This is a genomic window from Bradyrhizobium sp. NDS-1 (assembly GCF_032918005.1).
GTDB classification, from domain to species: domain Bacteria; phylum Pseudomonadota; class Alphaproteobacteria; order Rhizobiales; family Xanthobacteraceae; genus Bradyrhizobium; species Bradyrhizobium tunisiense.
Window position 1 is genome coordinate 2,063,728 of the sequence record NZ_CP136628.1, and the last position, 23,776, is coordinate 2,087,503.

The window sequence follows — 23,776 nt, forward strand, 5'->3', positions numbered from 1 at the left end:
GCATACGAGCGTTGGAGTAAGGCCGTGCACGCGCTTGTCACAGCCAACGATCGGTTTCTGCAGATTTCGCCGAGGGATCCTGAGAAGTCCGGGGCTTGGGCGAAGGTGCGGGCCGCTCAATCTGAGCTCGACGCTGCAGCGAACGAAATCGATCCCAAGTTCCCCGCGCGGGACTAGCGTTGGCCGCCAAACGCCTCAGCGGCTTCTTCCTGGAATTCAGGATGGTGATGACCGTAGTTTGCCTCAAGCTGCTCTACCGTCATTCCAAGCCAGCCAGCAGCCTCCCACATATCGACGCCGGCCTGCATCAGCCACGTCGCTGCTGTATGGCGTAGCGAATGCCGGACAACATCCTCGCCAAGCCCCGCGTCCTGCAGAATACCTTCCCAAGCTGACCTGATCTTGCCGGCAAGCGGCTGGCCATCGTGAATGCGGTTCACGACGAATCTGATTTGTTCGCCGTTCTCCAGAATGCCGGCCGCGCGCAGTTCGCTCGATCGCATTTGGTCGATCTTGCGCCAGCGGACCAAGTGAGGGCGCAGGCGGCTAGCGATCTTTGCCGGAGGGCGCCGTTTCTTAGTTGACCGTTCCAGGGCGCCTTTGCCCTGATAGACCATGCCGTCGAGGTTCATCCATGGATGCGTGGTGGTGGCGAGCCATTGTGTGCGCCGAATCGTTTCCTCGCGCCGCGCGCTGTAAACGCCAATCAGACAAAAGCGGGCGGCCGGATAGCGTCGCCGGATGATCCACCGCTCCCGGCGCAACAGCTTGCCATCTTCCTTTCGTTTCCAGGATTTTCGCTCGTTATCCCACACGTAGCCGATCGCGGCACCGAGCAGGCGCGCGGCTTCGTTGCGCGTCAGCCAGCGGTGGCGGCCTTCCGCCTTGGGAGGTAGGGTAATCTTCGGAACGACGCTCAGCGTGTGCTCCGCATGGTACGCGTTGATGGCAGCACGTAAATCCTCAAGCCGGCGCCTAGCGGTTTGCTCGGAAACTTTGTCTTGACGTGGCTTAATCCCGGCCTGCCTGTTGTTTTCATTCGGCGTGTTCGTGGACCAGTCCACGAAGTCGCGGCACAGCTGGGCCTTGAGCTTGCTCACTGTCTTGTCACCGAAGAAGCCATTCAGATCGAGGAGCCGGATGAGCAGTAGATCATGCTGCGCCCAGGCTCGCTCGTCACTCTTATCCTTTGGCCGTTTGGATATCTCGTAGGCAGTAAGGACGTCGGCTATGGCGAGGACCCCAGGGTCACTTGCCCCGATTGTGGTTGGGTGCCGTCCGCCGATGTAGGTTTCGAGCGCTTTCGCAGCGCCGTCAATGTCGTCGCGGCTGCAACCTGTGCGGATCTGCCGTCGCTTTCCCTCCGATCGATCGAGGATGACCCAGCATCCGTCGTCTTCTCGGAACCAGAGTCGCGGCGGCTTGGCTTTGCGGCCCGGCATGATGGCTTTACCAATTTGCGGATAGCACGAGGCGTCGTCAAATCTTTACCTGCCACTTTGGCGATTTCAAGAGTCCCAACTGCCGCTGCCCTGCGCAGTGATGATAATGTCAGTGGACCTTGCGGAAAAAACACGGCGACAGCCTCGACAAAGGTCATCGCTTCATCCTCGTTCCATTGGGAGGGATCCGGTCGTGCTTTCGCGCGCGCAAGCTTGTCGGCATTTCGCTTGGGCATATGTTGGACCCGGGACCTTTGCTTCCGCTGTTCTGATCAACGTGTAAGCAAAATCTGCCCTTCGTGAAGCTTGATGCCTTGGCCGGTGCGGCAATCGGCGACTTCCGAGTACAAATTGGACGATCGAGGACTCTGAATCATCGCATTCCCAAATGGCGTGATGTTCGGCTTCAACGAAAATTCGTGGCCATTCCCAAATCGTCCATCCGTAAAGCAGTGTCCCTCCGTCTCTCGCAACCTTTGCGGCAACGTTGCTGAAGCACTCGCTGGCAACGGCGCCGGGCTCAGGCAAGACTGAGATCCAGACAGGCTGTCGGTCTGGGCTGAGTTCGCGGCAAAGGGCCAGGATGGGCTCGGAGATCTCCCGCGGGGAGGGGGTAAAGGTTCTCTGGAAGATCTCAGTTCGTATCGCCGGCATGGCCTCCATTCCCGTTTTGGGCTTGAAAGGAGGATTATCGCTCTTGAGGCGATAGATCGAGCTAAGATATTGATTTGTCTTATCAATACCCCCATATTTAGTTGAGTAAGACGCTTGCTGGTCGGAGGTCAGGTTCCTTAGACCTTGGCGATTTTCCGGGTTTTTGCCCCGTTGCCCGAGCTTATCGGAACTGCTAGTTTGAACGGACAGGGAACATCCGCCGTCCAAGAGGATTGGTGGGTAGCTGGATTTTTAAGGGTCGATGCCCTATTTTGCACCCTGAGATAGGCACTGGTCGAGAGCCATGAGCGTCCGGATCAACCGGGAATACGTGAACGACACCGCGAAGCTGATCATGCATCGGCTTATTGCGCGGCAGATCGGTCGCGACCCGTCGCTGGTCGAAAGGGCTAAGGATTCTTTGGCCCATAACTACCAGCGTTTCGAAGGCTACGCTTTCGTTCGCGAGTGGTCGGACATGCTTGGCTTTCCTCCTTCTACGGTCCGCCGCCGTCTGACGAGCCGCGACGAAGAGATGACGCGTCTGCGTCTGTCCTCACCTTTCGTTTTGGCGGAAGGCATCAATTTCGAGGACGACACTCTGCGCCGTCGTATCTGGAAGGCGGCGAAGCGGATTGCCGAGAGATCTGCGATCCATCAGACCGCGGGACTTCCGCGGATGGCTGCGTGACACAAAACTCGTTTGTTCGCACTATTGAAGACCTTGTCGAGACAGTCAGGGTGATCGCCCGGCTATTTAAAACCGACAAGGTCTTCATCATCGGCAGCCAAAGCATCTTGCTTTCATGGCCAGACGCACCAATCGTCCTACGCACCTCTGGCGAAATCGACGCTTATCCGGAAAACGCGAAGATTTGGGAGATCCAGCAGAAGGAACTGGATCCCGAAGACGATCCAGAGGCTTCAGAAGAGATCAATGCCCTCTATGGCGAGGGCTCTAAATTCCATCGCGAGCACGGCTTCTATATCGACGGTGTCGACGAGAACACCGCGCGGCTTCCTGAAGATTGGAACAAGCGGGCGATCACCAAGACGGTCGACGTCGACGATCGAAAGGTCCTAGCCGTTGCCCCATGTCCTGAGGACATCATCGTATCCAAACTCGCTCGCTTGTCCGACAAGGACAAGGAGTTCGTGGAAGGCTACCACCAGGCGCGACCGTTCGATCGCGAGCTCGTTGTCGAGCGCATCAAGGCGACGAAGCTTGAGGCCGAACTTCAGGAGCGAGCCATAAACTTCGTGCGCGGCCTTGCGGATGCGCCGAAAGCAGATGCTGCGGCAGGCAAGACGGTCGGATCATAGCCGTTGCCGGCTGTGCAACCTATCGCGCCTTGATTCAGCGTCGCGCGTCGGCGGGGGGCGTTGCGCTTCAGCGCTTCTCATTCAGGTCCTCCAATTCGATCGAAGCAAACACTCTCACCGCCAAGCTTGCGATGTCCGCACGCAATTCTGGTTCGATTTCAGTAGCAGCGAGCGCGCTTAGCTCCGTGACCCACCTCTTTTTTTCCGCAACAGGGCGATCACGCAGGTACTCCTGCACAATCAAGACCTCGGATCTGCGACGGCGCGCATCACCTCGGAGGCTCGACACCAATCTTAACAAGCCTTCCGGGGTGGGCGGATCTTGCCGATATCTAATTTCCGCTCGCGCAGCCAACATCCAATCGACGTATGCGCGCGGTGCGAGAAATCCGCGCCAGTCAGAGAGGTTTATTCCTGGAATTGGATTAGGCAGATCGAAAAGCTCTTCCTTCATTCGGGGGTCTTGATAGCCGCGAGACGCCATGCGTGCGAGCATCCCGAGCTTGAGGTCGACAAGTGATTTGATTTGGTCGCGTCCTTCAGTCGTTTCACCGTGAAAAATATAGTCCGATATGTCTTTTCTAAGCGGACCGAGCCACGATAGACCTTCCGCATAGGCATCGAGCCCGGGGGCAATAGGTTCCATGCCATTTGTCTTAGCTATTCTCTCGATTGGTTCATCCAGACGCAGGAAGCGCTGCTTTGACTCGGAGGACATCTTTGCAACGCCAACACTCAGAGTCTGCAGGGCGCGATCGGGACGCGACAGCGCCTCTGAGAACAGTTGCGCCCACATAGGCGGCACTTTGTCTGCGGCAATTCTATTCGGCCATCTTTCGACTGTTTGAAAAAGGGCGTCTTCCAACTCTCCCGGAAACCCGCGATCCGCCGCCAAGCGCACAGCCATTCGGAGCCTGTCCTTGGCGCTCACCGATTGTGGCACCTGCGATAACAAAGACCACCCTTTAGACGTCTCTTTGATCGCCTCACGGTGGCAAATTTCCTCGAAAGCTCCGAGAAGCAGTTTGACCACGGTATCGCTACGTTTTCCGTACTTGACCGGGGGCGTCGTGAGATCAGTGAGGATCCTCGCTGGCAGCTCTGGATCAGCTTTCTCCTCCTCCAGCCAGGCAAGGAGAATATCCGCCATCGTGCCGCATCCCGACGTTTTCAGTTCGGAAACTTTGTCGGCATCTCCTTTCGCTAACGCCGTCTCATTTCTCAATCGTCGTCCAAGTGCGTAGGATCTAATCAGGTGGCGAAGTTTGGCGGCGCTAAACACTATGTAGTCAAGTGGATCGGATTCAGGAGATTCCGGTCGTGGCGGCTCCGCTCGTAGGATGAGATCCAGAACTCGGGCTTGGAAGATCAGAAAGTCAAAAAACTCGGGTGCGTCGGCTCTGGCCGCCGAGAGAGACAACGATTGCCAAAAATCGCCCTTATCCCACTCGAGGTACTCGTAGCTTATTGTTGTCGCACATGCGTTGGAATTAAATGTAGCCAAATCCTTGTGCTGAACGACCGGTCTAATCAAGCCGTCCATGTCAGTAGGATGATCGAGGACAGCCGACGCGCCAATGGCGATTAAATGATCTATGTCCATCGGCCGGGGGCCAAACAGCATGCTTGAGTATCCGGATACGCCAGCTCCGCGCCTCTTGAAATCGAAGCTTTCCGGATTGATAAGGTTCAAGTCTGGAGCTGCTTCCTGGGGCATGCCATTGAGTGCCCTAGTGTAAGCGCGGATGCCAGGTCGCAGAGCGCCTTCGATGACCTGTAGCCAGCGGCGCTGGCCGAAACGATCGGTCTGCCACCACACACCCTCGATCTTCCGGCTCAACGCCGCTGCCCTAAGGGACGGCTCTTCGGTGATGTCAGCTACTGTAAATGGAAGCTCGCTTCGTAGCAGGAGATCTCCCGGCAGTGACGGTAACCAGGATGGACCTGCAAACAGTGCCAAATAGCCCTTGGAGCTGAATTCAAGATGCCAGGTCGCGGCATAGATGGTCACGATCGAGAACGCGGCAATTACACAGATAGTGGTGACTACTGAACGCCACCGCGCCAATAGCGCGGTGAACGTTCCAGGCGGTGGGCGAGTTGAGGGGGCGATCGGCAGGTAGATATTATCGCGTGACAGTCCGCCGGAAACCGGCTCCTGCGGGGCTCTCCCTTTGAGATTGAACGCGAGCGCAGGTACTCTTCTCTTTAGGTAGGGAAACAAGGCCTCATCCAGGCTAACGTGCTCCGAGCGAAGCCGCGCCGCTTCGTCGATTTTCTCGAACAACGCCAGCGCAAGCAAACTTGACCCACTGGCGTCAGTTGCAGATTTTAGGAGATCGTCTTCGTAGGCTAGTTGATCCGCTTGACACGAAGCGACGAACAACCTGCAACGAGAGCCTTCCAATCGGCTGAAGAACTCGCTGCCCCAGAATACCGCCTCCGCGTGGCAGCAATCCACAAAGATCAGGACGTTCTTTGCTTGCATTCTACGGAGCGCATCGTCGATAAATTGGGCATCGACGCCTTGGCCAACCTGCGGATGGTCGTACGCGCAGAAGTTGGCGCCGTTTGCCGTACGACGACCGTGACCGGCAAGATAGATCAGCACGAAATCAAGGTTTTGCAGGGTCGCGAGTGTCTCGAGCGAGGATTTAATTGTAAGGTGAGTCGCCTGCGCGTTGAAAAATGCGAAATGTCTCGACTGCTCGCGCGGGAAGGTGTCGGAAACCCACGCGTGGACACGGCGGGCGTCTGCGCTAGCACATTTCAGGGGCAATTCATCCCCTTGGTAGAACCCTTGGGGGTACTCGTCGATTCCAATCGCGAGGGAGGCAAAACGGGCTTGGGCCATCGGCTACCAAACGAAAAAATCTCGGATGCCGGCCGATGAGCCTCTCGATCCCTTAACGCCTGCGGGAGCGTGGGCAATCAGCTTCTGCAGTATTATTGGTGCGGCCAGACCAACGAAGTAGACGTCAAATGGAACTCCGTCAGAGCCGAATCGAACCCACGCGAGAAACGCGCCCACCAAGACCATCGCAATCGTCACAATCCAGTAAAAAACCGACTTTGCGTAGATCGGCACACGACCACCGCGTCGAAGTCCATACCAATGAAGAACCTCCGCCGAGATTCCGCCGGCCGCGCCAACGGAAAAAACGGAAAAATCGCTGCTGAGAGTGGCAACCATGGTGTCCCCGCCATTTGTACAATTTTTGGGTTACGAGGCGCAATTATATCGCGCAGCGAGAAGCCGTAAAGCGCGCGCGGACCTCTTCATACTGGCTATACTCGCTTGGCTCCCGAAGTGGACCGCGCTGTCGAACATACGTCGGCTCACCCAACGCCCGCCGGATCTGAAAGTAATCCAGCGATCGGCTCGCGATATCTAGGCGTGTTTTTGAAGGTGCCCGTATAATCAGTCACCGGAGAACCCAAACGGTACGCTTGACGTCCTGAAGTCGTCGGGAAGGAGTTCGCGACCAATTGGAAGCGCTGACCGAGCCGCGCATCTCGGGCGGCGGCAGACGCGACATGCGACGCCGATCGGCGTTGCCTCCTCCGAGCGTGGTCCATGGCCGCCGCGCATATAGACCAATTGCCCGGCGTGCCCGGCTGCGCAGCCAATTGCGATTGCGCGCTCGACGCGGATTGCACCGAACGAGCCTCCGCCGGCGGTGCCCATCGCGCGCATCTCGCCGAAGATGATTTTGACGGGTATACGAACACAAGGTGCGCGAGCTACTTCCGCCGGAGGAGTTTTGGGAGCTGCGCCGTAAGTTCAAGGTGGAAAGCTCAGCAAACCTGATTTATTCTTTCGGAATTGCGTAGCGAGGAGACTAACGTGGCAACTGGCGTGGTAAAATGGTTCAATGCGACCAAAGGTTTCGGCTTCATTCAACCCGATGATGGCGGCCAAGATGTTTTTGTGCACATAAGCGCCGTCGAGCGCGCTGGTCTCTCGGACCTGCGTGAGGGACAGAAGGTCTCTTACGAGGTCAAAGTCGATCAGAGGCGGGGCAAGAGCAGCGCGGAAAATCTGCGCGTATCTTGATCACTGCATTTGTCTCTCAAGATCTCTTAGGAGCGTGTGGAGAAAGTCGCTCGCGCAATCATATCGCGCGCCGCCGCCGGCGATATCATGCGCGCGCGGCTCTACTATACTGCCAACGGTTTCGCGGCCGAGTAAATCAGCTCTTTCAGACCACTGCTGCAATAGACGATCAGGAATGTCTTCCGCGGACCCGAACAGTTTCAGAAGGCATTCCTCACCTTCGGCTTTGTGGTCGTGATGAGCTTTCGCCGCATAGAAAGCGAATAGTCCACGAAAAGCATCACGGGAAACGGCCGGTTTTGCCATTGCAATGTCCCCGGAAAAATTGACTGCTCAATGGGACGATCTTGATTGTCCAGTGCAGGAAAATCCAGCAAAACTTTCGTCGCACGTCACAAGAAAAGGCCGCCCTTCGGACGGCCTCAGGTTGTTCGCTATGCTGATCTAAAATCGTGCTGAAAGCACCGACGTAGCCTTGTTGCTACGTCAGACCCCGGGTGTAAATAGATGCGAGATGAACGTTCCAGCCCCGGCCCTAAGATTATGCCAAGGTGATTTGCTTCTGCCAATGTAAATCCGATGAATGCCGGGAAAGAATGCGAATTCCCAACTTATGTTAGTTTTCGTTTGGAACTCGGCAGGTTGAAATCATGATGATCTATCAGAATTGCGTGCTCGACGAACTTGGTAATGCGCTGAGTTTAGACTTAGCGCGACTGCGCAACAGAGTAAGAAGCCAAGGTCAAGGCCGCCGCGATGGTCGACGGACATCGGGTGGCGATCGACGCGTCGCTCTAGTTGGCGCGACGTGGAGCACCTCGTGGGCTTTCAGACATTAGCGTAGCGGCAGTACCAACTGCAGCCTTGTTTCGCTCGCATTGGCGGCGATGAAGGCATCCAGCGCAGGTGTGATCTCCAAGGCCTCATCGATTGCGAGTTGCGCAAGCGCCGTGGCAACCTCAGACGTCGCGTCCCTCGACCAGCCCTCAATAGCGTTAAAGGCCACGATCCGCACGGGATAGGTGTATTGTCCAGAGATCAGATCGCGGACGATGGTCTCCAAGTCCGTATCTTCCTCGTCGGTCTCCCGCCAAGCGCAGCCGGCGCGCGCTCCAAAGTCCTCCAACACCAAATAGACGTCACGATCGAGGCGATCAGCCGGTACAATCGAGGGCGAGGACCGCATGAGCTATTCCGAACACAAAGGCTGAGAGAGACGGCCCCGGCTTCAGGGGGCTGGGGGGCATGGCCGGGGCCGCTCTGCCAGCTCTCCACGGGCTGGCATCACTCTCAAGCCGATCTGCTGGCCTGCGTTCCTCGCCGGTCCAGCTGGGAAATTTACGGGTGGTCAGACTGGCGGGCCTATCACGTCGTACTCGAACGCCACGCCCTCAGGATCGTTCTCCTCGAAACACGTTTCCGCGGCATCGATCGTGGAGAAGACCTTAATGTGGTCGACGTCGCCGACCTGTTTGGCGGTGTTCACGTAGACGAAGACGGTCATAGTCATCCTCAGACCACGGATGGCGGAGAGACGGCCGCGGCTTCAGAAGACTTTTGGGCCAGGGCCGGGGCCGCTCCGCCAGCTCGGCAGCGCGCTGGCAAGACTCTCAAGCCGATCTGTTGGCCTTCGTTCCTCGCCGCTCCAGTTGGGCAGACTACGGGTAGAGGCGGTTCATCGTTGTGGGGGCATCGTTCTGGTTTCACGAAACGTTCACATGCGCGGTCAGTCTCAGTGGCTTACTTTGAAAATCACGGTAGCCTAGTTTGATGCCGGATGGCCCTGCCTATGATTTTAGACCCTTCCGATGGCTTCAAGGTTGTCACCCACCAGAAACCGCCGGCGTTCAACGGCACTGACCGGCAACGGCAAATCGTTCTCCGCGATCTGCCCCAATGCGTACGAAGCCAAAACACTGCCAAACACTGTGCCTGGTGCGATTCCGCGGCCGTTATAGCCACTGAAACCGATGACGTTGCGATCCAGCTTGTGAAGCCGGGGCAAGTTGTCCGACGTCATTCCAATCATGCCGAACCAGCCGGCTTCAAACTGGACGCCCCGAAGTCCTGGAAAAAGCTTGCGCAGCGATCTTTGGGCCCAGGCCCGGTGAATAGATTGCCCCATTCCCTCAAGCGCACCAACACTGCCAAACACGAGTCGCCCGGAGCGATCGAGGCGAAATGAAGAGAGAACCTCTCGAGTGTCCCACACACCCTGCCGCTCAGGCAGGATCGACTTTCTCAGATCGTCGGGCAGAGAAGGCGTGGCAAAGTTGAAATAGGGCAGTTGAATCTGTTCCTGCCGTATCTCAGACCAAAGTCCTTTGCCATAAGCATCCGTCGCGACGACCACCCAGTCGGCCTCTACAGATCCGCTTTCGGTGCCGACTCTCCAGCGCAAACCGTTGTGTTGCGCCACGATGGCCTCGCTTTGCGTAAATATCCTGGCTCCCATCGCAAGCGCGGCCCGCGCTAACCCTCGCGCATAGGCCAATGGCTGTATGGTGCCGGCGCGGTTATCGAGCAGCGCGCCGGTGTAGTCGCCACCGCCTACTTTCCTGTGTGTTGCCTCCGCATTTAGCACCAAGACGGGCGCTCCACGCTTCTGCCACTGTTCGGCACGGGCCTCAATCTCCTCCAAGCCCTTACGTCCGAGCCACAATGTAAAGTGCCGGCACGTTCCACTTCACATTCGATGTCGTGCTTTTCGATGAGTTCGAACACCGTCTGCGGTCCGCGCCCGAGTTGTTCAAGCAACCGTTCTCCAAACGGCGCGCGGAGCGCGTCCGGAAGCGCGTCAGGCATGAGCCACATACCCGCATTCACGAGCCCGACGTTCCGCCCGGAGCCGCCGAATCCTATTTCAGACGCCTCCAAAAGCGCGACACGCGCCCCACCTTCAGCAAGATAGTATGCAAAACTGACGCCGGCCAGGTGCTAGTTTCTCACTACATCATGCTCGGGGCGCAATGAATAGCCGCCATCGGGCCAAGTCGCGGAGGAGAAACATCGGCCAGGTGAAAGCGATCAGGCGTCGAGATTGTGCAGGTGCTGGCGGTTGCGCAGCACGATCTGGCGAGCGCCCGAGAAGCCGAGTATGCCCTTTGCGTGAAGCTGCGAGAGCGCGCGCGACACGGTCTCGAGCGTGAGGCCCAGATAGTCGCCGATATCGAGCCGACACATCGGCAGCGCCATCATGTTGGCGACGGCGAGGCGGCGATCCATTTCGAGCAGGAAGGTTGCAACACGCTCCATCGCCGTCTTGCGCCCCAGCAGCAACATGTGATCTTCGGCGTGACGCAGCTCGCCCGCCGTCATGGCCCAGAGCTTGCGCGCGACCTGTACGTCGGTGCCGGCGACCCTTTCGAGGCTGGCCCGCTCCACGAGGCGCACGCTTGTGGCGACAATCGCTTCGGCCGCAAGGCGATGCGTCTGGCCCGGTTCGAGGCCGAACACGTCACCGGGAAGGTGAAATGCGCCGATCTGACGGCGGCCGTCGGAGAGCAGCTTGTAGCTGCGCACCGCGCCGGAGACCACCTGATAGACATATTCGGCGGGCTCGTCTTCGCCGTAGATCTCCTCTTCCTTGCGATAGGAGAACTCGGTGGCAACGAGGCCGGCATGTCCCGCGATCGCGCCGAACTGGTCGGAAACGGGACGCGCGGGAGCGATCTTACCGCCGATTTGGGTGTTAATCGCCTCGGTCTTGAGCGTCTGGGTCAGCATCTGCGCCATCTCCGTTGTGATGGTGCATTGGTATGCCGGATCGTACGGTCCGGAAATTTCGAGCGATATCTTAAGGAGGTTTACCTACGGAGAATCCCGGAGGTCAGTGGCCGCGCCTGTCCTGGATGGCGTGGCAGATGCATTTCGCGAGGCTTTCATCGAGGAGCGGCTTCAAAATCACGTCCTTGATCCCTGCCGCCGCCGCCCGTGCTGAGATATGTCCGTCCGGATAACCCGTGATCAGGATCACGGGCGTGTCGACGTCGGATTGGCGCAGCCGCCTGGCCAGCTCGATGCCATTGATGTCAGGCATCTTGTAGTCGATGACATAACAATCTGCGCGGGGCGGGTTCGTCGCATTGAGCAGCGCCGTGGCATTCCTGAAGGTCCGTACGGCAAAACCGTCGGTTTCCAACAGGAACCGCAGGGAGCCCAGCACGGCGGCATCGTCATCGACAACATAGACGGTGAGCTTCGCCGATGACGCCATTGGGAGCCGCTGATGGTGCGAGCCGATCTCGATCATGCTGCTTGGCTAGCACAGGGCCAGCGCAAGGGCTTTGACCTGACTCAATCCTTGATCAGGCCGGCGCGCATCGCCAGCCGCACCAGCTCCGAGAGGCTGTTGGCCTGCATCTTGGTCATCACATTGGCCCGGTACACCTCGATCGTGCGCGGGCTGATATCGTATTCGCGGGCGATCAACTTGTTGGAGAGGCCTGCGATCAGCGCCTCCATGACCTGCCGTTCGCGCGGGCTCAAGGAGGTGACGCGGGCGGCGATGTCATGGGCGACGGCCTCGTTCTTGGCGACCGGTTCGGCCTGGCGGATAGCGGCTTCGATCATGGTGACGAGGCGGTCGTCCTCGAATGGCTTCTCGAGAAAGTCGACCGCACCAAGCTTCATCGCCTCGACCGCGAGCGGCACGTCGCCGTGACCAGTCATGATCAGGATCGGAAACGGACTGTTCTGCGCCTTCGTGCGCTTGAGAAGCTCGATTCCGTCAAGGCCCGGCATGCGGATGTCCGAGACGACGCAGCCGAAGGCGAGGCCGGGCAGGGCGTCGAGGAAACTTAGCGCGTTGTCGAACATCGTGACGCCAAAGCCCGAGGAGTCCAGCAGGAAGTTCAGCGAGTCCCGCATCGCCTCGTCGTCGTCGATGACGTAGACATGTCCCTTGGTCGTCATGAATCAGGTCTCATCGGCTGCTGGGAGGGTGAAGCGGAATGTCGCGCCCCCCGATGCGTTGCTTTCGGCCACCATGAGGCCGCCGTGAGCCTCGATGATCGAGCGGCTGATCGACAGTCCGACGCCCATGCCGGTCTCTTTGGTGGTGAAGAAGGTCTGGAACAGATTTGGAATGACGTCGTCCTGAAAGCCGGAACCGGTGTCGGACACCTCCACCTCGATCATATCGTCGCTGACGCGGGCGTTGGTGACGGCGAGCTCACGCCGTGGCGACTGCGCCATCGCTTCCAGCGCGTTGCGGAACAGATTGACCAGCACCTGCTGGATCTGCACGCGGTCGGCAAGGACGAGATCGGCGTCCGGATCGAGGCTGAAACGGAGCTGCACGTTCTGCTCGCGTGCGCCGGCTAGTCCCAGCGCGCCGGCTTCCTCGATCAGTTTGGACAGGGTTTCGACCCGCTTTTCGGACTCGCCGCGGGAAACGAAGTCGCGCAAGCGCCGGATGATCTGGCCTGCACGCACGGCCTGCTCCGAGGCGCGATCCAGCGCGCTCTCGATCTTCGGCGTGTTCGGATCGGTACTGCCGGCGAGCAGTCGCCGCGAGCCCTTCATGTAATTGCTGATCGCCGCCAGCGGTTGGTTCAGCTCATGCGCGAGCGCGGACGCCATCTCGCCCATCGCGCTCAGCCGCGAGACATGGACGAGCTCCGACTGCAATTCCTGGAGCCGCGCCTGGGTCTGCTGATGCTCGGTGAGGTCGCGGACGAACCCGGTGAAATAAGGCTCGCCGCCCGACTGCATCTCGCCGATCGACAGGTGCATCGGGAAGGTGGTCCCGTCGCGGCGTCTGCCGGTGACGATGCGACCGATGCCGATGATGTGCGGATCGTGGCTGGAGCGATAGCGGGCGATGTAGCTGTCATGGCGGGCGCGGTCGGGCTCCGGCATCAAAATGCTGACGTTCTGTCCGATCGCCTCGTGCTCGGACCAGCCGAACAGCCGCTCCGCGGCCGTGCTGAACAGCTGGATGATGCTGTTGCCGCCGATGACGATCATCGCATCGGGAATGGTGTGTAGGATCGAGCGGAGGTGAGTCTCGCGGGTGCGCAGCGCCTCCTCGACCTGCTTCTCCTCGTCGATGTCCAGAAAGATACCGCTGAGATGACGGGCGGCGCCGGCTTCATCGCGAATGACTCCCGCCCGGGCGCGGATCCATTGCCCACTCTCTGATTCGCCTACGACCCGGAAAGACAGGTCGAACCCGCCGCCCCGCTCGGAGACGCGCTTGATCGCCGTCTCGACCCGCTCGCGGTCCCCGGGCTCGAGGCGGGACATAAACAGGTCGTAGCTCCGCGGCTGGCCCCGCGCGACGCCGAGCAAGATACCGGCGGTTTCCGACCAGTCCAGCTCCCGCGTGTTGAGGTCGAGATCCCAGGTGCCAACGCCGAATCCTTCGATTCGGACGCGAAAATATTCGCCGCGAGCGTCGTCTTGTGGATGCGTGACGCGGCTCGGCGACAAGCTATTGCTCCCATTCTCCTGCGGCGGGTTCCGTGCCGTGAAGATGGCTGCAATTTCGCCCAAGGCCGGGCCGGAGGCAAGTTCGGATGTCTGATTTTATTGGCGGATTTCTTCCAGCTGGCGCGACGAAATTTGATCTACCTCATCCCGCCTTGCGTCGGCGCGGCTAGATTCCACCGCATCTCGCTGCCCGGAGGCTCCCGATGACATATGCGACAGTGATGGTCAGCCTGGCGCTCGATCAGCCCAAAAACGGCCGTCTTCTGGCTCGCCCGCCACGGCGTCGCTGCTAGCACGCGCATCGCGGAAGTCGGGAGAAACGAAACCGCCGCCGTGCAATTGGAGAAGATCGCCCATGACGTCGGTGCCGGCCTGATCGTCGCCGGCGCCTACGGTCATTCGCGCTTCCGCGAGCTGATCCTCAGCGGCGTTACGCAGTATCTTGTGATGCAATCCGCCCGCTGCGTGTTGCTGTCGCACTGACGGCCGGCGAACCCAGATGAACGAGGAGGACGCGCCGTGTACAAGTTTCTTGAGCAGACCGTCGACGGCTACATGACGCGCGACGTCCGGATGGTGAAGCGCGATCTCGACCTGCTCGAACTCAGCGAGATGTTCGAGCGCGACGATTTCAACTCCTATCCAGTCGAGGACGACGGGCAGGTCGTCGGCATCGTCACCAAATTCGACATCCTGAAGGGCTTCGCCCTCACGCCGAGCCAGATGCTGCCGCGCTATCACGATCTGACGAGCCGCAAAGTCGGTGACGTCATGGCGCCTGAATTCATTTATGTCAGTTCCGACACCAAGTTGACGCGCGTGCTCCAGATCATGGTCGAGCACCGCATCAGGAGCGTCATCGTGCTCAACAGCCGCCAGAAGCTGGTCGGAATCATCGCCCGTGAGGACGTCATCGCCGCACTCAAGGCGACCGCGCGCGACTGACAGGCCGTCCGCAAATCGCTCGACTTGAGCTCCATGATTTCACGCAAGCGGTGGTTACCGCGCGCTGCGAGGAGCGCGAGCGGTTGATATCGCTCTCCGACCAGCGGCTGCTTCACATTAACAGAAATTCACTGACCTTGATTTCAATCAAGTCCCCGCGAGGTTGAATGTGGTTTCTGGCGCTGTGTTTCTTTCGAAAGAGAATCCGCATGAGCCAGCCATCTATCTCAAAATCCATGACAACAGGTGAAAGCGGCCTGGCGCTCGTGTTTGCGGTCACCGCCTTCCTCTGCTTGATCGCCTCAGCCAAGGCGCTCGATGCGCCGTTCGCGTTCCATGCCGCGCTCAGCGCGGCGGCGAGCCTGGCCGCCGTGTTCTGCATCGTCAACCGCTACTTCGATCGGCCGGCAGAGCTGCCGCCGGCGGAGATCAACGGGCGCCCCAACTACAATATGGGGCCGATCAAGTTCTCGTCCTTCATGGCGATGTTCTGGGGCATTGCGGGCTTCCTTGTCGGCCTCATCATCGCCTCGCAACTGGCCTGGCCCGCGCTGAACTTCGATCTGCCCTGGACCAGTTTTGGCCGCTTGCGGCCGCTGCACACCTCGGCCGTGATCTTCGCCTTCGGCGGCAATGTGCTGATCGCAACATCGTTCTACGTGGTGCAGAAGACCTGCCGCGTACGCCTCGCGGGCGACCTCGCACCCTGGTTCGTCGTGGTGGGCTACAACTTCTTCATCCTGATCGCCGGCACCGGCTATCTGCTCGGCGTCACCCAGTCCAAGGAATATGCGGAGCCGGAATGGTACGCCGATCTCTGGCTGACCATTGTCTGGGTCACTTATCTCCTCGTCTTCCTCGGCACGATCATCAAGCGCAAGGAACCGCACATCTTCGTCGCGAACTGGTTCTATCTCGCCTTCATCGTGACGATCGCGGTGCTGCATCTCGGCAATAATCCAGCACTTCCCGTCTCGGTGTTCGGCTCGAAATCCTACGTCGCCTGGGGCGGCATCCAGGACGCCATGTTCCAGTGGTGGTACGGCCACAACGCGGTCGGCTTCTTCCTGACCGCCGGCTTCCTCGCCATCATGTACTACTTCATCCCCAAGCGCGCCGAGCGGCCGATCTATTCCTACCGTCTCTCGATCATCCATTTCTGGGCGCTGATCTTCCTCTATATCTGGGCAGGTCCCCATCATCTGCACTACACGGCGCTGCCGGACTGGACGCAGACGCTCGGCATGACCTTCTCGATCATGCTGTGGATGCCGTCCTGGGGCGGCATGATCAACGGCCTGATGACGCTGTCGGGGGCCTGGGACAAGCTGCGCACCGACCCCGTGCTGCGCATGCTCGTGGTCTCCGTCGCCTTCTACGGCATGTCGACCTTCGAAGGCCCGATGATGTCGATCAAGGTGGTCAATTCGCTCAGCCACTACACCGACTGGACCATCGGCCACGTGCATTCCGGCGCGCTCGGCTGGGTCGGCTTCGTCTCCTTCGGCGCGCTCTACTGCCTGGTGCCGTGGGCCTGGAATCGCAAGGAGCTCTACAGCGTGAAGCTCGTCAACTGGCACTTTTGGATCGCGACGCTCGGCATCGTCCTCTACATCTCGGCGATGTGGGTGTCCGGCATCCTCCAGGGCCTGATGTGGCGCGCCTACACCTCGCTCGGCTTCCTCGAATACTCCTTCATCGAGACCGTCGAGGCGATGCATCCCTTCTACATCATCCGTGCCGCCGGCGGCGCGCTGTTCCTGATCGGCGCGCTGATCATGGCCTACAATCTCTGGATGACGGTTCGCACAGGCGAACAGGAAGTCCAGATGCCCGTCGCTCTTCAGCCGGCGGAGTGAGGAGCTTCCCATGTCGTTCTGGACACGCCACCAAGTCTTCGAAAAGAGCTCGATCATCCTGGTCGTCGGCATTCTGCTAGTGATCGCGATCGGCGGTCTCGTCGAGATCACGCCGCTGTTCTACCTCAAAAGCACGATCGAGGTAGTCGACGGCATCAGGCCGTACACGCCGCTGGAGCTGGCGGGCCGCAATGTCTACGTCCGCGAAGGCTGCTATCTCTGTCATTCGCAGATGATCCGGCCGCTGCGTGACGAGGTCGAGCGCTACGGCCACTTCTCGCTGGCCGCCGAGAGCATGTTCGACCATCCGTTCCAATGGGGCTCGAAGCGCACCGGTCCTGACCTTGCCCGCGTCGGCGCCAAATATTCCGACGACTGGCACGTCGCCCATCTGACCAATCCGCGCGCGATCGTGCCGCAATCGGTGATGCCGGGCTATCCGTTCTTGGCCCAGACCGAGGTCGATCCGGACACGATCGCCGACCACATGCGCACCTTAAGGACGGTCGGCGTGCCCTATACCGACGACCAGATCGCCAACGCCGGCGCCGACATGAAGGCCCAGGCCGATCCGGACAATGCCGGCACCGATGCCTTCAGCAAGCGCTACGCCAAGGCGGTGGTGCGCAATTTCGACGGCAAGACCGGCACGCCGACCGAGATGGACGCGCTGATCGCATATCTGCAGATGCTCGGCACGCTGGTCGACTTCAAGATCTACAACGAGAAAGCCAATCTTCGCTGAGAAGGCATCACCGATGAAAGCCATCCTGACACTCGACAATCTCGCCTCCAGTCTCGTCACCACGATCTGGACGCCGGTCTTCGTCGCGATCTTTCTCGCGATCATCACCTACGCATTCTGGCCCCGCAACAAGGCTGCGTTCGACGAAGCGGCACGCCTGCCGTTGCGGGAGGAGTAAGAGATCATGACCGATCATCATGGCGACATCGATTCCGTCTCCGGCAGGTCCACGACCGGGCACGAGTGGGACGGCATCAAGGAGCTCAACACGCCGCTGCCGCGCTGGTGGGTGATTACGTTCTACCTCACCATCGTCTGGGCGATCGGCTACTGGATCGTCTATCCGGCCTGGCCGCTGATCTCCAGCAATACCACAGGACTGTTCGGCTACTCGACACGCGCCGACGTCGCGGTCGAGCTCGCCAATCTCGAGAAGATCCGCGGAGCCAAGATGGTGGCGCTGGGCGCGGCCTCGCTCGCCGACATCGAGAAGGATCCCGCCTTGCTGGCGCTCGCCCGGGCCAAGGGCAAGACCGTGTTCGGCGACAATTGCGCGCCGTGTCACGGCAGCGGCGGCGCCGGCGCCAAGGGCTATCCGAACCTGAACGACGACGACTGGCTGTGGGGCGGTACGCTCGACCAGATCATGCAGACCATCCAGTTCGGCGCGCGCTCCGGCCACGCCAAGGCGCATGAAGGCCAGATGCTCGCTTTCGGCAAGGACGGCGTGCTGAAGTCGGACGAGGTCGTCACGGTTGCCAACTACGTGCGGTCCTTGTCGGACCTCCCGACCCGGAAGGGCTATGACGCCGCCAAGGGCGAGAAGATCTTCGCAGACAATTGCGTCGCCTGTCACGGCGACGGCGGCAAGGGCAACCCGGAGATGGGCGCGCCCAACCTGACCGATAAGATCTGGCTCTACGGTTCCGACGAGGCAACCCTGATCGAGACCATCAGCCAGGGCCGCGCCGGCGTCATGCCGGCCTGGGAAGGGCGGCTTGATCCTTCCACCATCAAGGCCATGGCGGTCTACGTCCACTCGCTGGGCGGCGGAAAATAGTGGATCAGCGAACGACGGGGGCAAACAAAAGTGCCCCCGTTTGAGCAGGATCAACTGACGCGGCGGCGCCGGGTCTAGGTTTAATCGCACCTCTCGAGACAAATTTCGCGATGAACAAGCCCGTGAACCCGAACGACCTCACATCGGACGACGACTACGGGCCGCTCTACGCAACCCACAAGAAGGTGTATCCCCAGAGCATCTCCGGCACCTTCCGCCGGATCAAATGGGGCCTGATGGCGCTCTGCCTCGGTGTCTACTACGTCCTGCCTTTCGTGCGCTGGAACCGCGGCCTCGGTGCTCCCAGCCAGGCGGTGCTGATCGACCTTCCCAACAGCCGCTTCTATTTCTTCTTCATCGAGCTGTGGCCGCAGGAGGTCTATTACTTCACCGGCCTCTTGATCGTCGCCGCGGTGGCGCTGTTCCTGATGAACTCGGTTGGCGGCCGCATCTGGTGCGGCTATCTCTGCCCGCAGACGGTGTGGACCGACCTGTTCTATGCTGTCGAGCGGCTGATCGAAGGCGACCGGCGCGAGCGGATGAAGAAGGACAAGTCGTCCGATCCGATGAAGCTCGAGCGCATCTCCGAGATCGTGCTCAAGCATTCGATCTGGCTCCTGATCGCCTGGTGGACCGGCGGCGCCTGGGTGCTCTACTTCAACGACGCGCCGACGCTGGTGAAGGAGCTCGTCACCTTCCAGGCGCCGATGATCGCCTATATCTGGATCGGCATCCTGACTGCTACGACCTATGTGCTCGCCGGCTCCATGCGCGAGCAGGTCTGCACCTATATGTGCCCGTGGCCGCGGATCCAGGCCGCGCTCACCGACGAATGGGCGCTCAACGTCACCTACCGCTACGACCGCGGCGAGAAGCGCACTTCGGTCAAGAAGGCTATCGAGCTGCGCGCGCTGGGCGAGCACGCCGGCGACTGCGTCGACTGCTACCAGTGCGTCGCGGTCTGCCCCACCGGCATCGATATCCGCAACGGGCCGCAGCTCGAATGCATCCAGTGCGGCCTCTGCATCGACGCCTGCGACAACGTGATGACCAAGATCGGCCGGCCGAAGCGCCTGATCGGCTACGACAACGACATCAACATCCATCGCCGCCAGGAAGGCAAGGCGCCGCTATATCGTGTCGTCCGTCCCCGCACCGTCGTCTACAGCGCGATTATCGCGGCCGTCGGCGGCTTCATGCTCTACACGTTGGCGACGCGCAGCCTGCTCGACGTCAACGTGCTGCACGACCGCAATCCGGTCGCGGTCAGGCTCAGCGATGGCTCGATCCGCAACGCCTATACAGTCCGACTCCTGAACAAGAGCGGCTACGAACGCGTCGTCGCGATCGACGCGGATGGTCCGGTCAACGTGACGATTCATGTCGTCGGCGTGGATTCGGTGACGCCGGACCGGCCGATGATCGTGATCGCCCGCGACTCCACCAGCGAGCTGCGGCTGCTCGTTACCGCGCCGGCGGACAGCAATCCGGAGAAGTCGACCCCCGTTCGCTTCCACGTCACCGATATCGGGCTCGGCGAGGTCGCCTCCGCCACCGATAATTTTGTCGCTCCTTGAGAAAGTCCGGAGTTCGCCATGGCATCCGCACCGAAGCCGCTGACCGGAACGAAGGTGTTCCTGATGCTGGTCGCCTTTTTCGGCGTCGTGATCGGCGTCAACGTGACCATGGCGAAGCTCGCGATCGCGACGCTGCCCGGGACCGACGTCGACAGCCCTTACGCTGCGGGTCTCGCCTATGACCGCGAGATCTCGGCGGCGCAGGACCAGGCCGCGCGCAAATGGCGGGTCAACGCCCATATCGAGCGGCGCGCCGATGGCGGCGCCGTGCTTCAGGTCGAAGCGCGCGATGCGAGCGGCCAGCCGATCGCCGGACTGAAATTCGGCGGCCGCCTGGAGCGGCCGACCGACAAGCGCGCCGATCTCGCGGTCGAACTCTCCCAGGCCGGCGTCGGCATCTATCGCGGCAGCGTTGCTTCCGTCGCGCCGGGCCAGTGGGATCTCGTGATCGAGGGCGACGCGCGGGGCGAGCGTGTGTTCATGTCGCGCAACCGCGCGATCCTGAATTGAGAGAACACGCCATGCAGATGACGCGGGATTTTTCCCACTATGTCCGGGCTGCGGGCGAAGGCCTCCAGCACATCGATCTCGCCGTCGAAGGCGTGCATTGCGCCGGGTGCATGGCGAAGATCGAGCGCGGGCTGTCCGCCATTCCCGACGTCACGCTGGCGCGCGTGAATCTCACCGACCGGCGCGTCGCGCTGGAATGGAAGCAGGGCACGCTCGATCCGGCCCGCTTCATCGATCGGCTCGAAGAGCTCGGCTACAAGGCCTACCCTTACGAGACCGAGAGCGCGGAGGCGACCGAGGTCGCCGAATCGCGCTTCCTGCTGCGCTGCCTCGGCGTCGCCGCGTTCGCCACCATGAACGTGATGATGCTGTCGATCCCGGTGTGGTCCGGCAATGTCTCGGACATGCTGCCGGAGCAGCGCGATTTCTTCCACTGGTTGTCGGCGCTGATCGCGCTGCCGGCGGCGGTCTATGCCGGCCAGCCGTTCTTCCGCTCGGCCTGGCGCGCGCTGTCGGCCAAGACCACCAACATGGACGTGCCGATCTCGATCGGCGTGTGCCTTGCGCTGGGCATGTCCGTGGTCGAGACTATCAACCACGCCGAGCACGCCTATTTCGACGCGGCGATCATGCTGCTGACTTTCCTCCTGGTTGGGCGCTTCCTCGACCAGAACATGCGGCGGCGGACCCGCGCGGTCGCCGGCAATCTCGCCGCGCTCAAGGCTGAGACCGCGGCCAAGTTCGTCGGCCCCGATGAAATCTCGCAGGTGCCGGTCGCCGCGATTCATCCCGGCGACATCGTGCTCTTGCGGCCCGGCGAGCGCTGCGCCGTCGACGGCACCGTAATCGAGGGGCATTCCGAGATCGATCAAAGCCTGATCACCGGCGAGACGCTCTATGTCACGGCCGAGCACGACACGCCGGTCTATGCCGGCTCCATGAACATCTCCGGCACGCTGCGGGTGCGGGTCTCGGCGGCCTCCGAAGCGACGCTGCTCGCCGAGATCACGCGGCTACTCGACAACGCGCTCCAGGCGCGCTCGCGCTACATGCGGCTCGCCGACCGCGCCTCGCGGCTCTATGCGCCGGTGGTGCATGCGACCGCGCTGATCACCATTTTGGGCTGGGTCATTGCGGGCGCAAGCTGGCATGATGCGATCGTTACCGGCGTTGCAGTGCTGATCATCACCTGTCCTTGCGCGCTCGGGCTTGCGATTCCGACGGTGCAGACGATCGCCTCGGGCGCGATGTTCAAGTCCGGCGTGTTGCTCAATTCGGGCGATGCCATCGAACGCCTCGCCGAAGTCGACCATGTCATCTTCGACAAGACCGGCACGCTGACGCTGCCGGATCTCGAAGTCACGAACGCGGCCGATATTCCGGCAGATATCCTCGATCTCGCCGGCCGGCTCGCGTTGTCGAGCCATCATCCTGTCGCAGCTGCGGTGGCGCAGGCTGCGGGTGCCAAATCGCCCATCCTCAGTGCGGTCGAAGAGGCCGGGCAGGGCGTGCGTGCTGTGGTCGATGATGTCGAAATCCGACTCGGCCGTCCGTCTTTCTGCGGTGCCGAGGCATTGGTCAGTGGCACCGATCTCGATCCAGAGGCGTCCGTCGTGGTCTTCAGCAAGGGCGGCGAAAAGTTCATCCTCTCCGTGCGCCAGGGCCTGCGTCCGGATGCGCAAGCGGTGATCGCGGCGCTGAAGGCGCGCAACATCGGCATCGAGATCCTGTCCGGCGATCGCGAACCGGCGGTGAGGGCGGCGGCCGACGCCCTCGGCATTCCCGAGTGGTGCGCCGGCGTCACCCCTGCCGACAAGATCGCGCGGATCGAGGAGTTGAAGCAGCGGGGCGCAAAAGTGCTGATGGTTGGCGACGGCATGAACGATGCGCCCTCGCTTGCGGCAGCTCACGTCTCGATGTCGCCGATCTCGGGCGCGCATCTCAGCCAGGCGACCGCCGATCTGGTCTTCCTCGGCCGGCCGTTGGCTCCGGTCGTCGCGGCGATCGACTCTTCGTGCCAGGCGCTGCGCCTGATGCGGCAAAACCTTTGGCTTGCGATCGGCTATAACGTCCTGGCGGTGCCGGTCGCGATCAGCGGCGTGGTGACGCCCCTGATTGCGGCGGCGGCCATGAGCGGATCGTCAGTCCTGGTCATGCTAAATTCGCTGCGCGCACGCAGCACTTCGCGGGGGATCGCGTGATGGAAATTCTGCTGATCCTAGTTCCGCTGATGCTGGCACTCGGAGGTGCCGGTCTCATCGCCTTCCTCTGGTCGCTCCGGAGTGGCCAGTATGACGATCTCGAGGGCGCAGCGTGGCGGGCCGTCGGCGAGGACCGGCCGCCGAAGGAGGCGCAGGGTTAGGGCTAGGTGTGGTCTTTCCAGAGGTTGTCCATCTGGTATGAACCGAGCAAGCTGAGGTTGCGAAGCTTCAGTGTTCCAAGAGAGACCAGATGAAAGTCCAGAAGGCGCCTTTGACGCCCACCGAGAGGCGATGGTGCGGAGTGTCGTCCAGGGCGGGCTTACGGAAGCGCGCGATGAAATCCGATGCGAGATTGGCGGCCTTGCGCTGCGTCAAGTTGAAGATCATCGCCAAGTCGTCGTCGTCCGCGAGATTCCAGTACCAGATGTACTGCACGTAGTTCCGTAGCCGCCATAACTGAAGTTCTCGTGGGGTCACGAAAGGCTGCTGTCCATTTATCCAGGCGCGGTATTCGTAGTCGGCCAGACCGCCGAGCCGTTCCTCGACGTAGGCCTGCAGGATCGCCTGCCGATCTCCTTTGCCCGCGTTCGGAAATTTCTTCGACGTACAGTAAGCGTGGCATTCGGCAGGAATGGCGCGGGCGACAGTCACGAGCACGTTCGGCATGTAGACCAGATCGGTCGGTATCTTCACTTCGAAGTACGCTTCGTAGTCGGTAGGAACGGTGACCGCCTTCGCCATCGACAATTCTCGTGTCCCCTGAGCAACTCGGAGTCGCTACTACGCCCCTATAGGATACAACGAGAGAATGCAACGCCGCGAGAGATGTAGAAGCGTTTCTCGTTTGAAATGCGTCGATTAGTCCGCCCATCGAGCGTCACATCGATGCCGCAAAAGGCCCGTGTCCCGGATGACACGCTGGCGGCGGGGTCCACAGGGGCACGGCCGAGACGCTACTCAGATAGTGT

General features: G+C 60.7%; 23 protein-coding genes and 3 pseudogenes. 13 read left to right on the top strand and 13 right to left on the bottom strand.

Features of this window, described 5'->3' with window-relative positions:
- Positions 1-173: 173 nt before the first annotated feature.
- Positions 174-1,442: a tyrosine-type recombinase/integrase gene (locus RX330_RS09765; RefSeq protein WP_085398456.1), complete on the bottom strand. Its 1,269-nt coding sequence runs from the start codon at positions 1,440-1,442 to the stop codon at positions 174-176.
- A gap of 958 nt (positions 1,443-2,400) precedes the next feature.
- Here RX330_RS09765 and RX330_RS09770 point away from each other — a divergent pair.
- Both RX330_RS09770 and RX330_RS09775 read left to right on the top strand, forming a co-directional pair.
- On the top strand, positions 2,401-2,787 hold the full coding sequence (locus tag RX330_RS09770; protein ID WP_085398455.1) for a hypothetical protein: 387 nt from the start codon (positions 2,401-2,403) through the stop codon (positions 2,785-2,787).
- Positions 2,784-3,419, top strand: a complete 636-nt coding sequence (locus RX330_RS09775) for a DUF6036 family nucleotidyltransferase (RefSeq protein ID WP_085398454.1) — start codon at positions 2,784-2,786, stop codon at positions 3,417-3,419. Before RX330_RS09770 ends, RX330_RS09775 begins: the two co-directional genes overlap by 4 nt.
- 67 nt (positions 3,420-3,486) lie before the next feature.
- Here the strand turns inward: RX330_RS09775 and RX330_RS09780 are convergent, their stop codons facing one another.
- The 3 genes and pseudogenes from RX330_RS09780 to RX330_RS09790 form a co-directional block, all read right to left on the bottom strand.
- A complete protein-coding gene (locus RX330_RS09780; protein ID WP_317242851.1) occupies positions 3,487-6,273 on the bottom strand; it encodes a caspase domain-containing protein in 2,787 nt (928 codons plus the stop codon).
- Between the two features lie 3 nt (positions 6,274-6,276).
- On the bottom strand, positions 6,277-6,612 hold the full coding sequence (locus RX330_RS09785) for a hypothetical protein (RefSeq protein WP_317242852.1): 336 nt from the start codon (positions 6,610-6,612) through the stop codon (positions 6,277-6,279).
- Between the two features lie 228 nt (positions 6,613-6,840).
- Positions 6,841-7,101: pseudogene (locus tag RX330_RS09790) on the bottom strand (short-chain fatty acyl-CoA regulator family protein); the annotation flags it as partial.
- Positions 7,102-7,266: 165 nt separating this feature from the next.
- Between RX330_RS09790 and RX330_RS09795 the strand changes: the two are divergent.
- On the top strand, positions 7,267-7,476 hold the full coding sequence (locus RX330_RS09795) for a cold-shock protein (protein ID WP_085398462.1): 210 nt from the start codon (positions 7,267-7,269) through the stop codon (positions 7,474-7,476).
- Here RX330_RS09795 and RX330_RS09800 read toward each other — a convergent pair whose 3' ends face one another.
- From RX330_RS09800 to fixL, 8 genes and pseudogenes are all read right to left on the bottom strand, one after another.
- Positions 7,477-7,782 (bottom strand): hypothetical protein, encoded by a 306-nt coding sequence (locus RX330_RS09800; RefSeq protein WP_085398451.1) that lies wholly within the window; start codon positions 7,780-7,782, stop codon positions 7,477-7,479.
- Positions 7,783-8,311: 529 nt separating this feature from the next.
- Complete coding sequence (locus RX330_RS09805; RefSeq protein WP_085398450.1) at positions 8,312-8,662, bottom strand: hypothetical protein; 351 nt, start codon at positions 8,660-8,662, stop codon at positions 8,312-8,314.
- Positions 8,663-8,824: 162 nt separating this feature from the next.
- Positions 8,825-8,980 carry a hypothetical protein gene (locus RX330_RS09810; protein WP_201266095.1) on the bottom strand — a complete coding sequence of 52 codons (156 nt, stop codon included), beginning with the start codon at positions 8,978-8,980 and terminating at the stop codon, positions 8,825-8,827.
- Between the two features lie 330 nt (positions 8,981-9,310).
- Positions 9,311-10,410, bottom strand: a pseudogene (locus tag RX330_RS09815) (NAD(P)/FAD-dependent oxidoreductase); the annotation flags it as partial.
- 93 nt (positions 10,411-10,503) lie between these two features.
- Positions 10,504-11,202, bottom strand: a complete 699-nt coding sequence (locus RX330_RS09820) for a helix-turn-helix domain-containing protein (protein ID WP_085399681.1) — start codon at positions 11,200-11,202, stop codon at positions 10,504-10,506.
- A gap of 103 nt (positions 11,203-11,305) precedes the next feature.
- Positions 11,306-11,728 (bottom strand): response regulator, encoded by a 423-nt coding sequence (locus RX330_RS09825; protein ID WP_317242853.1) that lies wholly within the window; start codon positions 11,726-11,728, stop codon positions 11,306-11,308.
- 44 nt (positions 11,729-11,772) lie between these two features.
- The gene (gene fixJ / locus RX330_RS09830) at positions 11,773-12,390 is read right to left on the bottom strand and encodes a response regulator FixJ (protein WP_085399672.1); all 618 of its coding nucleotides are present in this window, start codon (positions 12,388-12,390) and stop codon (positions 11,773-11,775) included.
- A 3-nt stretch (positions 12,391-12,393) separates the two neighbouring features.
- Positions 12,394-13,911: a sensor protein FixL gene (gene fixL / locus RX330_RS09835; RefSeq protein ID WP_085399680.1), complete on the bottom strand. Its 1,518-nt coding sequence runs from the start codon at positions 13,909-13,911 to the stop codon at positions 12,394-12,396.
- A gap of 264 nt (positions 13,912-14,175) precedes the next feature.
- Here fixL and RX330_RS09840 point away from each other — a divergent pair.
- The 10 genes and pseudogenes from RX330_RS09840 to ccoS form a co-directional block, all read left to right on the top strand.
- Positions 14,176-14,394, top strand: a pseudogene (locus RX330_RS09840) (universal stress protein); the annotation flags it as partial.
- 36 nt (positions 14,395-14,430) lie between these two features.
- A complete protein-coding gene (locus RX330_RS09845) occupies positions 14,431-14,856 on the top strand; it encodes an HPP family protein (RefSeq protein WP_085399671.1) in 426 nt (141 codons plus the stop codon).
- Positions 14,857-15,065: 209 nt separating this feature from the next.
- On the top strand, positions 15,066-16,715 hold the full coding sequence (gene ccoN / locus RX330_RS09850) for a cytochrome-c oxidase, cbb3-type subunit I (protein ID WP_317242854.1): 1,650 nt from the start codon (positions 15,066-15,068) through the stop codon (positions 16,713-16,715).
- Positions 16,716-16,725: 10 nt separating this feature from the next.
- The gene (ccoO, locus tag RX330_RS09855; RefSeq protein WP_085399670.1) at positions 16,726-17,460 is read left to right on the top strand and encodes a cytochrome-c oxidase, cbb3-type subunit II; all 735 of its coding nucleotides are present in this window, start codon (positions 16,726-16,728) and stop codon (positions 17,458-17,460) included.
- 13 nt (positions 17,461-17,473) lie between these two features.
- Positions 17,474-17,638 carry a cbb3-type cytochrome c oxidase subunit 3 gene (locus RX330_RS09860; RefSeq protein WP_085399669.1) on the top strand — a complete coding sequence of 55 codons (165 nt, stop codon included), beginning with the start codon at positions 17,474-17,476 and terminating at the stop codon, positions 17,636-17,638.
- Positions 17,639-17,644: 6 nt separating this feature from the next.
- Positions 17,645-18,520: a cytochrome-c oxidase, cbb3-type subunit III gene (gene ccoP / locus RX330_RS09865; protein ID WP_085399668.1), complete on the top strand. Its 876-nt coding sequence runs from the start codon at positions 17,645-17,647 to the stop codon at positions 18,518-18,520.
- A 110-nt stretch (positions 18,521-18,630) separates the two neighbouring features.
- Positions 18,631-20,097 carry a cytochrome c oxidase accessory protein CcoG gene (gene ccoG / locus RX330_RS09870; RefSeq protein WP_317242855.1) on the top strand — a complete coding sequence of 489 codons (1,467 nt, stop codon included), beginning with the start codon at positions 18,631-18,633 and terminating at the stop codon, positions 20,095-20,097.
- Between the two features lie 18 nt (positions 20,098-20,115).
- Positions 20,116-20,607, top strand: coding sequence for a FixH family protein (locus tag RX330_RS09875; protein WP_317242856.1), 492 nt, complete (start codon positions 20,116-20,118; stop codon positions 20,605-20,607).
- A gap of 11 nt (positions 20,608-20,618) precedes the next feature.
- The gene (locus RX330_RS09880; protein ID WP_317242857.1) at positions 20,619-22,808 is read left to right on the top strand and encodes a cation-translocating P-type ATPase; all 2,190 of its coding nucleotides are present in this window, start codon (positions 20,619-20,621) and stop codon (positions 22,806-22,808) included.
- Positions 22,808-22,969, top strand: a complete 162-nt coding sequence (gene ccoS / locus RX330_RS09885) for a cbb3-type cytochrome oxidase assembly protein CcoS (RefSeq protein WP_317242858.1) — start codon at positions 22,808-22,810, stop codon at positions 22,967-22,969. Before RX330_RS09880 ends, ccoS begins: the two co-directional genes overlap by 1 nt.
- 67 nt (positions 22,970-23,036) lie before the next feature.
- Here ccoS and RX330_RS09890 read toward each other — a convergent pair whose 3' ends face one another.
- Complete coding sequence (locus RX330_RS09890; protein WP_317242859.1) at positions 23,037-23,549, bottom strand: hypothetical protein; 513 nt, start codon at positions 23,547-23,549, stop codon at positions 23,037-23,039.
- Positions 23,550-23,776: the final 227 nt, after the last annotated feature.

Excerpts from the sequence above, each read along its gene's own strand:
- RX330_RS09770 (WP_085398455.1), top strand. The coding sequence starts at position 2,401 with ATGAGCGTCCGGATCAACCGGGAATACGTGAACGACACCGCGAAGCTG.
- ccoO (WP_085399670.1), top strand. The coding sequence starts at position 16,726 with ATGTCGTTCTGGACACGCCACCAAGTCTTCGAAAAGAGCTCGATCATC.
- RX330_RS09810 (WP_201266095.1), bottom strand. The coding sequence starts at position 8,980 with ATGACCGTCTTCGTCTACGTGAACACCGCCAAACAGGTCGGCGACGTC.
- ccoP (WP_085399668.1), top strand. The coding sequence starts at position 17,645 with ATGACCGATCATCATGGCGACATCGATTCCGTCTCCGGCAGGTCCACG.
- RX330_RS09820 (WP_085399681.1), bottom strand. The coding sequence starts at position 11,202 with ATGCTGACCCAGACGCTCAAGACCGAGGCGATTAACACCCAAATCGGC.
- ccoN (WP_317242854.1), top strand. The coding sequence starts at position 15,066 with ATGAGCCAGCCATCTATCTCAAAATCCATGACAACAGGTGAAAGCGGC.
- RX330_RS09880 (WP_317242857.1), top strand. The coding sequence starts at position 20,619 with ATGCAGATGACGCGGGATTTTTCCCACTATGTCCGGGCTGCGGGCGAA.
- ccoG (WP_317242855.1), top strand. The coding sequence starts at position 18,631 with ATGAACAAGCCCGTGAACCCGAACGACCTCACATCGGACGACGACTAC.
- RX330_RS09765 (WP_085398456.1), bottom strand. The coding sequence starts at position 1,442 with ATGCCGGGCCGCAAAGCCAAGCCGCCGCGACTCTGGTTCCGAGAAGAC.
- RX330_RS09805 (WP_085398450.1), bottom strand. The coding sequence starts at position 8,662 with ATGCGGTCCTCGCCCTCGATTGTACCGGCTGATCGCCTCGATCGTGAC.
- ccoS (WP_317242858.1), top strand. The coding sequence starts at position 22,808 with ATGGAAATTCTGCTGATCCTAGTTCCGCTGATGCTGGCACTCGGAGGT.
- RX330_RS09800 (WP_085398451.1), bottom strand. The coding sequence starts at position 7,782 with ATGGCAAAACCGGCCGTTTCCCGTGATGCTTTTCGTGGACTATTCGCT.
- RX330_RS09890 (WP_317242859.1), bottom strand. The coding sequence starts at position 23,549 with ATGGCGAAGGCGGTCACCGTTCCTACCGACTACGAAGCGTACTTCGAA.
- RX330_RS09860 (WP_085399669.1), top strand. The coding sequence starts at position 17,474 with ATGAAAGCCATCCTGACACTCGACAATCTCGCCTCCAGTCTCGTCACC.
- RX330_RS09875 (WP_317242856.1), top strand. The coding sequence starts at position 20,116 with ATGGCATCCGCACCGAAGCCGCTGACCGGAACGAAGGTGTTCCTGATG.
- RX330_RS09785 (WP_317242852.1), bottom strand. The coding sequence starts at position 6,612 with ATGGTTGCCACTCTCAGCAGCGATTTTTCCGTTTTTTCCGTTGGCGCG.
- RX330_RS09825 (WP_317242853.1), bottom strand. The coding sequence starts at position 11,728 with ATGATCGAGATCGGCTCGCACCATCAGCGGCTCCCAATGGCGTCATCG.
- fixJ (WP_085399672.1), bottom strand. The coding sequence starts at position 12,390 with ATGACGACCAAGGGACATGTCTACGTCATCGACGACGACGAGGCGATG.
- RX330_RS09780 (WP_317242851.1), bottom strand. The coding sequence starts at position 6,273 with ATGGCCCAAGCCCGTTTTGCCTCCCTCGCGATTGGAATCGACGAGTAC.